Genomic DNA, 14,185 nt, shown 5'->3' with positions numbered 1-14,185 from the left:
TCGGAACGAGACATCTCCAGCAGGCCGGATGGGCCGGACCTGCGGAACCAACCGATGACCTGTCATGGGGCAGGATTGCAGGATGCTTCAGGCGCTCGCCTGTGTCCGCCGGCGCGACGCGCCGGAACCGGACGGTGAGCAGAGCCAGGAACAGGAAGCCTCCCGTTGTCTTGCCCATGATGCGTCACGAATGCGGATAGAACCACCTGCGCCGGCAAGGCGGCGGTGCGTATCTCCGCAACACGTAAGGACAAGACATGTTCGATACCCACACGGTTGAAATCGAATGGGCGGGTCGTCCGCTCAAGCTCGAAACCGGCAAGATCGCCCGTCAGGCTGACGGTGCGGTTCTCGCCACCTACGGCGAGACCGTCGTTCTCGCCACCGTCGTCTCGGCCAAGGCGCCCAAGCCCGGCCAGGACTTCTTCCCGCTGACCGTCAACTACCAGGAAAAGACCTATGCCGCCGGCAAGATCCCGGGCGGCTACTTCAAGCGCGAAGGCCGTCCGAGCGAGAACGAGACCCTCGTCTCGCGCCTGATCGACCGCCCGATCCGCCCGCTCTTCCCGGAAGGCTACAAGAACGACACCCAGGTGATCGTCACGGTCATGCAGCATGACCTGGAAAACAATCCGGACGTTCTGTCGATGGTTGCCGCTTCGGCGGCGCTGACGCTTTCCGGCATCCCGTTCATGGGCCCGATCGGCGGCGCCCGCGTCGGCTACATCAACGGCGACTACGTCCTCAACCCGCATCTCGACGAGATGGACGAATCTTCGCTCGACCTCGTCGTCGCCGGCACGCAGGACGCGGTCCTGATGGTCGAATCCGAAGCCAAGGAGCTTCCGGAAGACATCATGCTCGGCGCCGTCGTCTTCGGCCAGAAGGGCTTCCAGCCGGTCATCGACGCCATCATCAAGCTCGCTGAAGTCGCCGCCAAGGAGCCGCGTGAATTCGAGCCGGAAGACTATTCCGCGCTTGAGACGGCGATGCTGGCGATCGCCGAAGCCGAACTGCGCGATGCCTACAAGATCACCGAGAAGGCCGCCCGCTACGCCGCCGTCGACGCGGTCAAGGCAAAGGTCAAGGCGCACTTCCTGCCCGAGGGCGTCGAAAGCCCGGAATACACCGCCGAAGAGATCGGCGCGGTGTTCAAGCACCTGCAGGCCAAGATCGTCCGCTGGAACATCCTCGACACCAAGAGCCGCATCGACGGCCGTGACCTCGTCACCGTCCGTCCGATCGTGTCGGAAGTCGGCCTCCTGCCGCGCACGCACGGCTCGGCGCTCTTCACCCGCGGCGAGACGCAGGCCATCGTCGTCGCCACGCTCGGCACCGGCGAAGACGAGCAGTATGTCGACAGCCTGACGGGCATGTACAAGGAGCGTTTCATGCTCCACTACAACTTCCCGCCCTTCTCGGTCGGTGAAACGGGCCGCATGGGTTCCCCGGGTCGCCGCGAAATCGGGCACGGCAAGCTCGCCTGGCGCGCCATCCGTCCGATGCTGCCGGCAACCGAGCAGTTCCCCTACACGCTGCGCGTCGTCTCCGAGATCACCGAGTCCAACGGCTCGTCGTCGATGGCCACCGTCTGCGGCACCTCGCTGGCGCTGATGGATGCCGGTGTTCCGCTGGCCAAGCCGGTCGCCGGTATCGCCATGGGCCTGATCAAGGAAGACGAGCGCTTCGCCGTCCTCTCCGACATCCTGGGTGACGAAGACCACCTCGGCGACATGGACTTCAAGGTTGCGGGCACCGAAGCCGGCATCACCTCGCTGCAGATGGACATCAAGATCGCCGGCATCACCGAAGAGATCATGAATGTCGCGCTGAACCAGGCCAAGGGCGGCCGTCTGCACATCCTCGGTGAGATGGCCAAGGCCATCACCGAGAGCCGTTCGGAACTCGGCGAGTTCGCTCCGCGCATCGAAGTGATGAACATCCCGGTCGACAAGATCCGCGAAGTCATCGGTTCGGGCGGCAAGGTCATCCGCGAGATCGTCGAAAAGACCGGCGCCAAGGTCAACATCGAGGACGACGGCACCGTCAAGATCGCCTCTTCCTCGGCCAAGGAGATCGAAGCGGCCCGCAAGTGGATCCACTCGATCGTAGCCGAACCGGAAGTCGGCCAGGTCTACGAGGGCACGGTCGTCAAGACCGCCGACTTCGGCGCCTTCGTCAACTTCTTCGGCCCGCGTGACGGTCTGGTTCACATTTCGCAGCTCTCCTCCGAGCGCGTCGCCAAGACCACCGATGTCGTCAAGGAAGGCGACAAGGTCTTCGTCAAGCTCATGGGCTTCGACGAGCGCGGCAAGGTCCGCCTGTCGATGAAGGTCGTCGACCAGGCGACCGGCAAGGAAGTTGCAGCCGAGAAGAAGAGCGACGGCGGCGAGGCTGCCGAGTAACATCGTCTCGATCGAATGCGGGGGCGCGGAGCGGCATGTTCCGCGCCCCTTTTTCATTGAAGAAGCGGGAACAATCCGCACACCTCCTGAAAGTCCAGTCCATGAGCCGCGACGCGCTTAAAACCCTGTTCCATCCCTTTGCCGCCGGCCTGGTCGACATGCCGGCCGAAGGCCAGCGCTACCTTTTCCTCGGTGCCGAAGCCGGCCAGCGCCCGCCGGAGGGATTTGCGGCGGAGATCGACGCGGTGCAGCCCCTGCGGCCCTTGTTCCGGGCGCTGGAGGCGGCGCGCGCGAAGGTGGCGCCGGTTGCCGAAGGCGAGGGCTATGACGGCGCGCTCGTGCTTTGCAGCAAGCACAAGGGGGAAAACGAGAACCGCATCGCCGAAGCCTTGCTGCGCGTACGCGAGGGCGGCCTGATCCTGGTCGCCGGTGGCAAGGAGGACGGCATCCAGTCGCTGCGCAAGCGCATCGACCGCTACGAATTCGTCGGCGATCACGCGCCGAAGCATCATGGCGTCGCGTTCTGGTTTGCCCGTTCTGCCGATGTCAGCGAGGCGGCAATGGCGCTGACGGCCAGGTCCGTCCGCGTCGAAGGCCGCTTCACCGCCGCGCCGGGCATGTTCTCGCACGATCGCGTTGACGAAGGTTCCGAACTGCTGGCAAGCCGCATTCCGGCCGACTTCCGCGGCCATGCCGCCGATTTCGGCGCGGGCTGGGGCTATCTCTCGGTGCTGCTTTGCGAGCAGGCGCCCGGTCTCAAGGGGGTCGACCTGTTCGAGGCGGACTACAATGCGCTGGAGGCGGCCAAGGAGAACATGGCCGAGAACTGCCCCGACGTGCCGGCCCGCTTCTTCTGGCAGGACCTGACCGCCGAAGCGCCGCGCGACCACTACGACCTGATCGTCATGAACCCGCCCTTCCACGAAGGCCACGCCGCCGACCACGGCCTCGGTGCGGCGATGATCCGCATGGCGGCAAAGTCGCTAAAATCCGGCGGCCGGCTCCTGATGGTCGCCAATCGCGGCCTGCCCTATGAGCCGGTGTTGAAGGAAGCCTTCAAGGACAGCGGCGAAGTCTGCCGCAACGCTCGCTTCAAGGTTCTGTGGGGCAAGCGGTAAATCCGTCCATTCTTGATGGAAACGGCAGCCGACGCCGGGTCGTAGGCTGCCGCGTATTCCCTTTTTTAATTCGGATACGTTTTAAGGAACCGGGCTGCCGTTGCAGCGCTTGGCCGGGGATTTGGCGATGACCTCTACCGATACGACCACGACGTCCTGGTTTGCCAGGCTCAAGAACGCTCTTGTCATGATCCTGGTCGGCATCGTGCTGGTCTGCGGCTGCATCTGGCTGCTTGCCTGGAACGAAGGCCGTTCGGTGACGACCTACCGGGCGCTGGTCGAAGGCGCGGGGCTGGTTGTTTCGGTCGACAGCGCATCGATGGATCCTGCGAACGAAGGCAGGCTGGTGCATGTCGCCGGCGCCATTAAACCCGATGGCGTGCCGGCGGACGACGAGCTTGTCGTCTCGGCGGAAGGTGCCTTCGCCGTCCGGCGTATCGTGGAAATGTACCAGTGGGTCCAGCAGGAAAAGTCCGAGACCCAGAAGCAGCTCGGCGGCAGCGAAGAGACGGTCACAACCTATACCTACGCCAAGGAATGGCGAAGCGACGCCATTGATTCCGGCGGTTTTCGCCAATCCGGGCACGACAATCCGGACATGCCGATCGAGGGCGCTTTCTTCACCGTCGACAGTGCCCGCCTTGGGGCATTCCGGGTCGACGGCGAGGCGGCTGCCGCTCTGGGCCGAAGCGCCGCGATCAAGCTGACGCCCGATGATGCCGTGCAAATAGGCGCTATCATCGATGTGGACGCATCCGCATCCATGCAAAACGGGTGGGCGATCTTTTCCGAGGATCCCCGGAGGCCGGCGATCGGCGATCTGCGCGTCCGATTGGAGCGGGTTGATCTCGGCGAGGCGAGCTTCGTCGGCGCGCAGCGGGGCGACGGGCTTGTCGGCTATCGGACCAGCAACGGACGCACACTGTTTCTGAGCGAGGCGGGGATGGTCGATGCAGCGCGGATGTTCGACGCGGCGCAAAGTGAGAACACCCTCATCACCTGGTTGGTTCGCGCTGGCGGACTCGTCGGGATCTTCGTCGGCTTTGCGATGATGCTGTCGATCCTCGGCGTGATCGCCGATGTGGTGCCGTTCATTGGATCGATCGTCCGCTTCGGTACGGGTGCCGTGGCGCTCGTCCTGACGATGCTGATAGGGCCCCTGGTGATTGCGATCGCCTGGATCGCCTACCGGCCGCTGGTCGCGACAGCTGTCCTCATCGCCGGAGTTCTGCTCGCAGCCGGGGTCGTCTACCTTCGTCGCGGCAAGCAGGCGGTGCCTGCGGTCAGGTAGTATGGCAGCGACGCCGGCCTGAATGGCGCGGCGTGGCCTTTTCTTTGTGCCTCACGCGTGATTCCCTCCGCGGCAACGATTCGGCCCCGCCGAACGCACCGTCATTGATGGAGTGTACGTGAGCTATCTCGCATCGAAGATTTTCTGGCTGGCCGCACAGCCACTGTCGATGGCCTTCTTCGCCATCGTTTTCGCGCTTGTCTTCGGTTGGTTCGGTCGAAAACGCCTGCAGGCGCTGTCGATGGCGATGTCCGCATTGATCCTCTTCGTCACCCTCTACACCAGCACCGGCACGGTCATGCTGCAGGTGCTGGAGAACCACACTCCGAGAGCTGCGATGCCGAGCGCCGGGCCCGGCTGCATCATCGTGCTCGGCGGCAGCTTCGAGGCGGAGGTGATCGCTTCGCGCGGCGGGCTGGAGATGAACCAGGCCGGTGACCGCTTCGTGGAAACGCTGCGGCTGGCGCAGAGCTATCCGGATGCCCGCATTCTGGTCTCCGGTGGAGATGGCTCGTTCAGCGGCCGCTACGCGGGCGATGCCGCCGTTGCCACCGAGTTTTTCGAAAGTTTCGGGATTCCGGCCGGGCGCCTGGTTCAGGAGACACGCTCGCGGACGACCTTCGAGAATGTCGAGAACACGAAGAGCCTGCTTGGCGAAAACGGGTTGGACAATTGCCTGCTGGTGACCTCGGCCTTCCACATGCCGCGCGCGATCGGGCTGTTTGGCAAGGCTGGCCTGAACGTTCTGCCCTGGCCGACGGATTACCGCACGAGCGGCGCCGCGGGGTTGGCGCTGGATTTCACTCAGCCCTCGGCCAACGCGCAACTGACCACGACGGCGATGCGGGAATGGGTCGGGCTCCTTGCCTATTACCTCGCCGGGCGTACACCGGCGCTGCTGCCGCGCTGATTCGACCCGACCCGGCGTGGCCGGCGTCTATCTCTTGGAGATGGTGTCGAAGCGCAGGCCGCGGACGCGGCTGGTGATGATGCAGTATTCGTCGTTGTCGCGACCGCAGGAGGCGGCGTTGGCCTTCATCTCGAACACGAGGTTGCCGTAGCGCTTCTTCAGTTCGTATCCGTAGAGATCGGCGTTGGCGATGAAGACATATCCGCCTTCCGCGACGCCGACGTAAAAATTGTGGGGGCAGCCGACACTGCCGCAGAGCTTGCCATCGATCCCGTCGCAATTGACCGCGCCGAGATTGGTGATCGCGTCGTCCAGGCCGTCATTGTTGAAGTCGACGACGGCGGCGAAGTCGTCACCATAGACCGCCGTCTTGCACTGTTCGGCCACCTGGGTCTTCTCGTAGGCGACCGCATCATCGATGATTTCCGCCGCCTGGCCCGGTACTGCCTGGACCAGGGCAAAGGATAGAAGGGCTATCCGAAGGGCAAAGCGGGAAAACATCGTGCGAGGCCTTTCCATGATGGTGGGATCGGTCAAGATAGCGCCGCACGCCTCTTCTCGGCGCGCGTGGGCTATTTGGACCGCATCATTGCCTGATCAATCTGTCGCGAGGCTGGCTGTCTGTCGCGACGACCGCTGTGAGAAGGGGAACGCGTGACGATACTCGAACTGCTCGACTATGCCGGCGTCGCCGTGTTTGCCGCGACCGGTGCGCTTTCGGCTTCCCGCAAACAGCTCGATGTGATCGGCTTTCTCTTCCTGGCGGCGGCGACGGGGATCGGTGGTGGCACGTTTCGGGATCTGATTCTGGGTGCCGCGCCGGTCTTCTGGGTGGCCAAGCCGACCTATCTGATCGTGTGCGTCGCCGTGGGGCTGGTGGTCTTCTTCACCGCGCATTTGTTCGAGTCGCGCTATCGCCTGCTGTTGTGGTTCGACGCGCTCGGCATGGCGGCATACAGCGTGATGGGGGCGGCCAAGGGATTGGCGGCGACGGGCTCTCCGACCGTGGCGGTCGCGACCGGTGTCATGACTGCGAGCGTCGGCGGTATCCTGCGCGATGTGCTGGCAAGCGAGCCGACCATTCTGTTGCGGCCGGAGATCTACGTGACTGCGGCACTTACTGGCGCCTCGGTGTTCACGGCTGCGGGCTTGATTGGCGCGCCGCTTGCGGCCGCCTCGGCGGCAGGTTTCGTCGCCGCCTTTCTCGTGCGCGGGGGCGCGTTGCGGTTCGGCTGGCGCTTTCCCGTCTACAAACCACGCCCCGGGCGACATCCCGACGACGTGATGTAGGTCGGCAATGGTGCAGAAGAGAGGTCTCCGAAAGGCCAGCGTCAGCGAGACTTTTTCGAGCGCAGCCGGATGATGACGTCGACGTGGGCGATTTCCATGCCCTCGGGCGGTTCGGGCAGGTTGCCGATCTCGATGCTGCTCAACGGAATGTCGAGCACCTCGTTCTCGCCCTCGATGAAGAAATGATGGTGGTCGGAAATGTTGGTGTCGAAATAAGTACGCGAGCCTTCCATGGCCAAGACGCGGAGAAGCCCTGCTTCCGTGAACTGGTGCAGCGTGTTGTAGACCGTTGCGAGCGAAACGGGGACGCCTGCATTGACGGCCTCCTCGTGCAGTTCCTCGACGGTCAGGTGGCGATCGCCCTTGGCGAAGAGAAGATCGGCCAGCGCAATGCGCTGCCGCGTGGGCCGCAGGCCGCAGTCGCGCAACCGCGCTTCGAGGCTAACTTCTCTTGCATGCGCCATGGGTGACGAATCCACTTACCGGACCTTGCAGAACAATCTTGACGTTTCGATATAACTTTTGGAACCGGCGGATTCAATAGTTTTGAAATGTGCGACCAAGCGGCGCAATGCGGAAAACCAGTAGTTTGGCGATCAGGTCGGCACTTTAGACTAGCTGTAGACCCGGTCATCATGTATGCGGAACGCGAAAATGACGCCGCATTTCGACCGGGATGCGGCTCTCCTCAGCGGCGCGGGATCGAGCCGGCGCTTTCAATTTGGTGCCATCCTGCTCTAATGCTGGATGATAAGAACTTTAGGACCGGGGAAGAAAAGTCCATGACCACCAGGCAGTCCAGCTTCAACTATGAAGAAATCCTCTCCTGCGGACGCGGTGAGCTTTTCGGCCCGGGCAACGCCCAGCTGCCGCTTCCGCCGATGCTCATGGTCCATCGCATCACCGACATTTCCGAAACGGGCGGTGCCTTCGACAAGGGCTACATCCGCGCGGAATACGACGTGCGTCCCGACGATTGGTATTTTCCCTGCCACTTCCAGGGCAACCCGATCATGCCGGGCTGCCTCGGCCTCGACGGCATGTGGCAGCTCACCGGCTTCTTCCTCGGCTGGCTCGGCGAGCCCGGCCGCGGCATGGCGCTGTCCACCGGCGAAGTGAAGTTCAAGGGCATGGTGCGGCCGAATACGAAGCTGCTCGAATACGGCATCGACTTCAAGCGCGTCATGCGCGGACGTCTGGTACTCGGCACGGCGGACGGCTGGCTGAAGGCTGACGGCGAGACGATCTACCAGGCGACCGACCTGCGCGTCGGCCTGTCGAAAGACAAGGCCGAGTGAGGCCGCTGCGCGTATCGAGCGACAAAAATAGAAAAGGTCTGTTGAAATGAGACGGGTTGTTGTCACGGGTTTGGGGATCGTGTCCTCCATCGGGAACAATGCGGACGAGGTGACGGCTTCGCTGCGCGACGCCAGGTCTGGCATCAGCTTTTCCAAGGATTTCGCCGATCACGGCTTCAAGTGCCAGGTTTGGGGTGCGCCCAATCTCGACGCGACCGATCTGGTCGATCGCCGCGCCATGCGCTTCCTGTCGCAGGGCGGCGCCTGGAACCATGTCGCGATGAAGCAGGCGATCGCCGATTCCGGCCTGGACGAAGCGGACTACGCCCAGAACGAGCGCGTCGGCATCATCATGGGCTCGGGTGGCCCGTCGACGCGCACGATCGTGGAGGCCTCCGACATCACGCTCAAGAACGGCAGCCCGAAGCGCATCGGCCCGTTTGCCGTACCGAAGGCGATGTCGTCGACCGCGTCGGCCACGCTTGCCACCTGGTTCAAGCTTCACGGCGTCAACTATTCGATCTCGTCGGCCTGCTCGACCTCCGCACACTGCATCGGCAACGCCGCCGAAATGATCCAATGGGGCAAGCAGGACGTGATGTTCGCCGGCGGCCACGAGGATCTCGATTGGTCGATGTCGAACCTCTTTGATGCCATGGGCGCGATGTCCTCGAAGTACAACGAGACGCCGGCTACCGCCTCGCGCGCCTATGACGCCAACCGTGACGGCTTCGTCATTGCCGGCGGCGCCGGCGTGCTGGTTCTCGAGGAACTGGAACGTGCCAAGGCCCGCGGCGCGAAGATCTATGCCGAGATCGTCGGCTACGGCGCGACGTCGGACGGTTACGACATGGTCGCCCCGTCGGGCGAGGGTGCGGTGCGCTGCATGCGCCAGGCGCTTTCGACGGTGAAGGGCGACGTCGACTACATCAACACGCACGGGACCTCGACGCCGGTCGGCGATTCGAAGGAGATCGGCGCCATTCGCGAAGTCTTCGGCGACAAGATCCCGCACATCCAGTCGACGAAGTCGCTCACCGGTCATTCCCTGGGCGCCGCCGGCGTGCAGGAATCGATCTACAGCCTCTTGATGATGCAGGCGGGCTTCATCGGCGAAAGTGCGCATATCGCCGAGCTCGACCCGGAATTCGACGGTGTGCCGATCGTTCGCAAGCGCATCGACAACGCCAAACTCGACATCGCACTGTCCAATTCCTTCGGCTTCGGCGGCACCAACGCGACGCTGGTCTTCCAGCGCTACAACGGATGAGAGACGAAATGACGGGGATCATGAAGGGAAAGCGCGGCTTGATCATGGGGGTCGCGAACAATCACTCGATCGCCTGGGGCATCGCCAAGGCGCTGGCCGGGCAGGGGGCGGAACTCGCCTTCACTTACCAGGGTGAAGCACTCGGCAAGCGCGTCAAGCCGCTGGCGGCCGAACTCGGCTCCGAGTTCCTGCTACCCTGCGACGTCGAGGACATTGCGTCTGTCGATGCCGTCATCGCCTCGATCAAGGAGCGCTGGGGCAAGCTCGATTTCGTCGTCCACGCCATCGGCTTCTCTGACAAGAACGAGCTGAAGGGGCTTTATGCGGACACCTCGCGGGATAATTTCACCCGCACCATGGTGATCTCCTGCTTCTCCTTCACCGAAATCGCCCGTCGCGCCGCCGATCTGATGGACGAGGGCGGCACCATGCTGACCCTGACCTATGGCGGTTCAGTGCGGGTGATGCCGAACTACAACGTGATGGGCGTCGCCAAGGCGGCGCTGGAGGCTTCGGTCCGCTACCTGGCGGGCGACTACGGCCCGCGCGGCATCCGCGTGAACGCGATCTCGGCAGGCCCGATCCGCACGCTGGCCGGCGCCGGCATCTCGGACGCGCGCGCCATGCTGTCCTGGCAGCAGAAGAACTCGCCGCTGCGGCGCACTGTCACCATCGACGATGTCGGCAGTTCCGCGCTGTATCTGCTGTCGGATCTCTCCAGCGGCGTGACCGGCGAAATCCACTACGTCGATTCCGGCTTCAACATCACCTCGATGCCGACGCTGGAAACGCTCGCCAGGGCCGACAGCGAATAGCGTCATCCCCGATCGGGCGCGGTTTTTCCAGCTGGCTGCTCATCGCAGAATCAGCATGGCGATCAGAACGAGCATTGCCGCGAGGGTGCCGAAGAGCACCCAGCGCACCCGATTGTTCAAGTCCGGTGTTGTGGGATTGGCCGGATGTTTGACAAAGGCGATTGGCGTTTCGGAGGTCGGGGTATGACCCTCGCCCTCCATCAAGTCCTTGGTAATCACTTCCGCCACGTCCTCTGTGATCGGCGGCCTGGAGGGTCCGAAAACCATCGCACGTGCTCCCCTAGAAACCGCGATGATGGTGGACCCTGAGCAGCGCATTTGCAATCGGGATTTGCATGGCGGCCGTACAACCCCTCGATGCGGGGGGCCCGTCGACCGCACCGCCGGGTCGCTGGCCATCGGTATAAAGACCATGCCGCTGCCACCACACCGCAAACATGGTAAAGCGCCGGTTCATTTACCGCTTTGCGGGCGTTGAAGCCGCTGCTATATGGCGCCAATGAGCACCAATTCTTCGACGCCCCTGGACCATATCCGCAACTTCTCGATCGTGGCCCACATCGACCACGGCAAGTCGACGCTGGCCGACCGGCTGATCCAGTCGACGGGTGGCCTTGCGGATCGCGAAATGTCCGAGCAGGTGCTCGACAACATGGAAATCGAGCGCGAGCGCGGCATCACCATCAAGGCCCAGACCGTGCGCCTCCACTACAAGGCGCAGAACGGCGAGACCTATATCCTCAACCTGATCGACACGCCCGGCCACGTCGACTTCGCCTACGAGGTCTCGCGCTCGCTGTCGGCCTGCGAGGGGTCGCTCCTCGTCGTTGACGCCAGCCAGGGGGTCGAAGCCCAGACGCTCGCCAACGTCTATCAGGCGATCGACAACAACCACGAGCTCGTCACCGTCCTCAACAAGATCGACCTGCCGGCCGCCGAGCCGGATCGCATCAAGGAGCAGATCGAGGAGGTGATCGGCATCGACGCTTCCGACGCCGTGCTGATCTCGGCCAAGACCGGCCTCGGCATTCCCGACGTGCTCGAGGCGATTGTTCACAAGTTGCCGGCGCCGAAGAGCCCGGGCGGCGAGACCGCGCCGCTGAAGGCGCTGCTGGTCGACAGCTGGTACGACACCTATCTCGGCGTCATGGTGCTCGTACGCGTCATCGAGGGCCGGCTGGCGAAGGGCCAGACCATCCGCATGATGGGCACGGACGCAAAGTATACCGTCGAGCGCGTCGGCGTGCTGACGCCGAAGATGGTGGCGATGGATAGCCTCGGGCCCGGCGAGATCGGCTTCATCACCGCATCCATCAAGGAAGTGGCCGACACCCGCGTCGGCGACACGATCACCGAGGACAAGCGCCCGACGGCGCAAGCGCTTCCCGGCTTCAAGCCGGCGCAGCCGGTCGTGTTCTGCGGCCTCTTCCCGGTCGATGCGGCCGATTTCGAGGATCTGCGCTCAGCGATGGGCAAGCTCCGTCTCAACGACGCCTCGTTCTCGTTCGAGATGGAAAGTTCTGCGGCCCTCGGCTTCGGCTTCCGCTGCGGCTTCCTCGGCCTTCTGCACCTCGAAATCATCCAGGAGCGGCTCGAGCGCGAGTTCGACCTCGACCTGATCGCGACCGCGCCTTCGGTCGTCTACAAGCTGCGCATGATCGACGGCTCGGAGCGCGAGCTTCACAACCCGGCCGACATGCCGGATGTGATGAAAATCTCCGAGATCCACGAGCCGTGGATCCGCGCGACGATCCTGACGCCCGACGACTATCTCGGCGGCATCCTGAAGCTCTGCCAGGACCGTCGCGGCATTCAGATCGAACTGACCTATGTCGGCACGCGCGCGATGCTCACCTACGATCTGCCGCTCAACGAAGTGGTCTTCGACTTCTACGACCGTCTAAAATCCATCTCCAAGGGCTACGCCTCCTTCGACTACCAGATCACCGACCACAAGGAAGGCAATCTGGTGAAGATGTCGATCCTGGTGAATGGCGAGCCAGTCGATGCGCTGTCCATGATGGTGCACCGCATGGCGGCCGAGAAGCGTGGCCGCGAAATGTGCGAGAAGCTGAAGGAACTGATCCCGAAGCACATGTTCAAGATCCCGATCCAAGCCGCCATCGGCGGCAACGTCATCGCCCGCGAAACTATCTCGGCCCTTCGCAAGGACGTGACTGCCAAGTGCTACGGCGGCGACGCCACCCGCAAGCGCAAGCTCTTGGAAAAGCAGAAGGCCGGCAAGAAGCGCATGCGCCAGTTCGGCAAGGTCGAGATCCCGCAGGAAGCGTTCATTGCGGCGCTGAAGATGGGCGACGAGTGAGGCAACGAAGGGCGGTCCGCCGGCCGCCCCCGAAAGCGGACATCGTCTATTGATCCGCTTTGAAGCGCATTGTCGTCTGGCAACCTCTTCGGCCGCCTATCCGAAGGAGAGTTCGAGGTTTTGACGATCTCGCGCAATCACCTTGCATTTCGTCTCGAAGCCTTCGCCAGTGATAACCAGGACAAATTCCGGTGGGATGCCGGCGGAATTGGATACGGTTATGCCCGCACCATCAACTCCGAGCGATTTGATCGTGCAATCAATCACCGAACGCCGAGCGTTGAACAAAATGGTGCCCGCTTTCAGCACGCGCCGACGAGAGCCCATCTCGGCCTGGAGTAACCTCCAGGAAACGCACCGGTTCCTGCCGCCATTCTTCGCCTGATACATGGCCGCATCCGCCTGAGCCAGCAGCGTATCGACATCTTTGGTGACGATCGAAAGCGCTGACAGGCCAAAGCTGGCGGTAACGTGGAGCGAACCGAAGTCTCCATCGATCGCTTGGGATGAAATAGCGGCCCTCAGTTTTTCCGCAACGGCGAGCGCGGCTTCGGGGTCGACATGCGGAAGGATGATCGCAAATTCCTCACCTCCAAGGCGCCCGAACAGATCACCTGCTCTGAGGTTGGATTTGCAGGTCGCTGCGACAACCTTGAGAACCTCGTCTCCCGCCGCATGCCCAAGGGTGTCGTTGACACGCTTGAAGTTGTCGATGTCGAGGACGATGCACGACAGGCTATTCTGGTGCCGCAGGGCCATCGAGATGAGCTGTTCGGCCTCCTCGCGGAAGGCGCGGCGAGTAAGGGCTTGGGTGAGCCCGTCCGTCGCCGCCGACTGCAGCAGCGTAATCCGGTCCATTGCCACACCGGCCAATTCCTCAAGGATGACGAGTTCTCTGCCTGCGAACGATCGCGGCCTGCGGTCGATCGCACATACGGTTCCGATGGTATGTCCTTGCTTGGTTTTCAGGGGAACGCCCGCGTAGAAACGGATATGCTGATCACCCGTGACGGCGGGATGCTGCGAAAACCGCGGATCCTTTGTGGCGTCCTGCACCACGACAGGCTCTTCGGAAGCAACTATGTGTCGGCAGAACGTGTCTTCTCGCGGGACTTCGTCGGCCACGAGGCCCGAGCATGCCTTGTACCATTGGCGGTGCGCGTCAATCAGGGAAACGATCCCTATCTCGATCGCGAAGATTTCTTTCAGCAGGCGCACCACGCGTTCGAGCCCCTCGTCCTTTGGGGTGTCGAGCAGATCGAGGTCTTCGAGTGCGGCCAGGCGATCAGCTTCCTGCTGCCTCAACTCTGCGGACGACTTTCCGAATGCCTTCACTACCATTGTTTCTGCTTCCTCGCCGAACCGACTGAAGGAAGAGGCGTTTCATACATTGATGAAGATTCTGAATATCCTTCGCGATGGGCGGTGGCCGTTGTGACGCCGTTACCTATTTCTGACCGATATT

At 62.9% G+C, this 14,185-nt stretch carries 13 protein-coding genes; 9 read left to right on the top strand and 4 right to left on the bottom strand.

Annotated elements, in window-relative coordinates; genetic code table 11:
- Positions 1 to 257 precede the first annotated feature (257 nt).
- The 4 genes from pnp to J2Y48_RS02555 all read left to right on the top strand — a co-directional run bounded on the left by pnp (position 258) and on the right by J2Y48_RS02555 (position 5,724).
- Positions 258 to 2,405, top strand: coding sequence for a polyribonucleotide nucleotidyltransferase (gene pnp / locus J2Y48_RS02570; RefSeq protein WP_310412225.1), 2,148 nt, complete (start codon positions 258 to 260; stop codon positions 2,403 to 2,405).
- A gap of 101 nt (positions 2,406 to 2,506) precedes the next feature.
- A complete protein-coding gene (locus tag J2Y48_RS02565) occupies positions 2,507 to 3,523 on the top strand; it encodes a class I SAM-dependent methyltransferase (RefSeq protein ID WP_310412222.1) in 1,017 nt (338 codons plus the stop codon).
- 127 nt (positions 3,524 to 3,650) lie between these two features.
- A complete protein-coding gene (locus tag J2Y48_RS02560; protein WP_310412219.1) occupies positions 3,651 to 4,814 on the top strand; it encodes a TMEM43 family protein in 1,164 nt (387 codons plus the stop codon).
- A 169-nt stretch (positions 4,815 to 4,983) separates the two neighbouring features.
- Entirely contained in the window at positions 4,984 to 5,724 is a 741-nt protein-coding gene (locus J2Y48_RS02555) for a YdcF family protein (RefSeq protein WP_310412704.1), read from the top strand.
- A gap of 27 nt (positions 5,725 to 5,751) precedes the next feature.
- On the opposite strand, the gene J2Y48_RS02550 is transcribed toward J2Y48_RS02555, so the two are convergent.
- Positions 5,752 to 6,225 (bottom strand): hypothetical protein, encoded by a 474-nt coding sequence (locus tag J2Y48_RS02550; RefSeq protein WP_310412216.1) that lies wholly within the window; start codon positions 6,223 to 6,225, stop codon positions 5,752 to 5,754.
- A gap of 153 nt (positions 6,226 to 6,378) precedes the next feature.
- On the opposite strand from J2Y48_RS02550, the gene J2Y48_RS02545 reads away from it, so the two are divergent.
- Positions 6,379 to 7,014 carry a trimeric intracellular cation channel family protein gene (locus J2Y48_RS02545; protein ID WP_310412213.1) on the top strand — a complete coding sequence of 212 codons (636 nt, stop codon included), beginning with the start codon at positions 6,379 to 6,381 and terminating at the stop codon, positions 7,012 to 7,014.
- A gap of 41 nt (positions 7,015 to 7,055) precedes the next feature.
- Here J2Y48_RS02545 and irrA read toward each other — a convergent pair whose 3' ends face one another.
- Positions 7,056 to 7,478, bottom strand: a complete 423-nt coding sequence (gene irrA / locus J2Y48_RS02540; RefSeq protein WP_310412210.1) for an iron response transcriptional regulator IrrA — start codon at positions 7,476 to 7,478, stop codon at positions 7,056 to 7,058.
- Positions 7,479 to 7,796: 318 nt separating this feature from the next.
- Here irrA and fabA point away from each other — a divergent pair, with 318 nt between their 5' ends.
- The 3 genes from fabA to fabI are packed head-to-tail and all read left to right on the top strand — an operon-like array spanning position 7,797 to position 10,397.
- Positions 7,797 to 8,312, top strand: coding sequence for a 3-hydroxyacyl-[acyl-carrier-protein] dehydratase FabA (gene fabA / locus J2Y48_RS02535; protein WP_310412207.1), 516 nt, complete (start codon positions 7,797 to 7,799; stop codon positions 8,310 to 8,312).
- A 46-nt stretch (positions 8,313 to 8,358) separates the two neighbouring features.
- Positions 8,359 to 9,582: a beta-ketoacyl-ACP synthase I gene (gene fabB / locus J2Y48_RS02530; RefSeq protein ID WP_310412204.1), complete on the top strand. Its 1,224-nt coding sequence runs from the start codon at positions 8,359 to 8,361 to the stop codon at positions 9,580 to 9,582.
- Between the two features lie 8 nt (positions 9,583 to 9,590).
- Entirely contained in the window at positions 9,591 to 10,397 is an 807-nt protein-coding gene (gene fabI / locus J2Y48_RS02525) for an enoyl-ACP reductase FabI (RefSeq protein WP_310412201.1), read from the top strand.
- Positions 10,398 to 10,436: 39 nt separating this feature from the next.
- Here fabI and J2Y48_RS02520 read toward each other — a convergent pair whose 3' ends face one another.
- The gene (locus tag J2Y48_RS02520) at positions 10,437 to 10,664 is read right to left on the bottom strand and encodes a hypothetical protein (protein ID WP_310412197.1); all 228 of its coding nucleotides are present in this window, start codon (positions 10,662 to 10,664) and stop codon (positions 10,437 to 10,439) included.
- Between the two features lie 223 nt (positions 10,665 to 10,887).
- Here J2Y48_RS02520 and lepA point away from each other — a divergent pair, with 223 nt between their 5' ends.
- Entirely contained in the window at positions 10,888 to 12,720 is a 1,833-nt protein-coding gene (lepA, locus tag J2Y48_RS02515) for a translation elongation factor 4 (RefSeq protein ID WP_310412194.1), read from the top strand.
- 96 nt (positions 12,721 to 12,816) lie between these two features.
- On the opposite strand, the gene J2Y48_RS02510 is transcribed toward lepA, so the two are convergent.
- On the bottom strand, positions 12,817 to 14,061 hold the full coding sequence (locus J2Y48_RS02510; protein WP_310412192.1) for a sensor domain-containing diguanylate cyclase: 1,245 nt from the start codon (positions 14,059 to 14,061) through the stop codon (positions 12,817 to 12,819).
- Positions 14,062 to 14,185 lie beyond the last annotated feature (124 nt).

Origin of the sequence: Mycoplana sp. BE70 (assembly GCF_031455855.1) — a bacterium.
Taxonomy (GTDB): domain Bacteria; phylum Pseudomonadota; class Alphaproteobacteria; order Rhizobiales; family Rhizobiaceae; genus Mycoplana.
The sequence above is the reverse complement of the archived record's forward strand: the minus strand, read 5'-3'. Positions and strand labels throughout refer to the sequence as shown.

Coding starts and splice junctions, on each gene's coding strand:
- pnp (WP_310412225.1), top strand. CDS start 258: ATGTTCGATACCCACACGGTTGAAATCGAATGGGCGGGTCGTCCGCTC.
- J2Y48_RS02565 (WP_310412222.1), top strand. CDS start 2,507: ATGAGCCGCGACGCGCTTAAAACCCTGTTCCATCCCTTTGCCGCCGGC.
- J2Y48_RS02560 (WP_310412219.1), top strand. CDS start 3,651: ATGACCTCTACCGATACGACCACGACGTCCTGGTTTGCCAGGCTCAAG.
- J2Y48_RS02555 (WP_310412704.1), top strand. CDS start 4,984: ATGGCCTTCTTCGCCATCGTTTTCGCGCTTGTCTTCGGTTGGTTCGGT.
- J2Y48_RS02550 (WP_310412216.1), bottom strand. CDS start 6,225: ATGTTTTCCCGCTTTGCCCTTCGGATAGCCCTTCTATCCTTTGCCCTG.
- irrA (WP_310412210.1), bottom strand. CDS start 7,478: ATGGCGCATGCAAGAGAAGTTAGCCTCGAAGCGCGGTTGCGCGACTGC.
- fabA (WP_310412207.1), top strand. CDS start 7,797: ATGACCACCAGGCAGTCCAGCTTCAACTATGAAGAAATCCTCTCCTGC.
- fabB (WP_310412204.1), top strand. CDS start 8,359: ATGAGACGGGTTGTTGTCACGGGTTTGGGGATCGTGTCCTCCATCGGG.
- fabI (WP_310412201.1), top strand. CDS start 9,591: ATGACGGGGATCATGAAGGGAAAGCGCGGCTTGATCATGGGGGTCGCG.
- J2Y48_RS02520 (WP_310412197.1), bottom strand. CDS start 10,664: ATGGTTTTCGGACCCTCCAGGCCGCCGATCACAGAGGACGTGGCGGAA.
- lepA (WP_310412194.1), top strand. CDS start 10,888: ATGGCGCCAATGAGCACCAATTCTTCGACGCCCCTGGACCATATCCGC.
- J2Y48_RS02510 (WP_310412192.1), bottom strand. CDS start 14,061: ATGGTAGTGAAGGCATTCGGAAAGTCGTCCGCAGAGTTGAGGCAGCAG.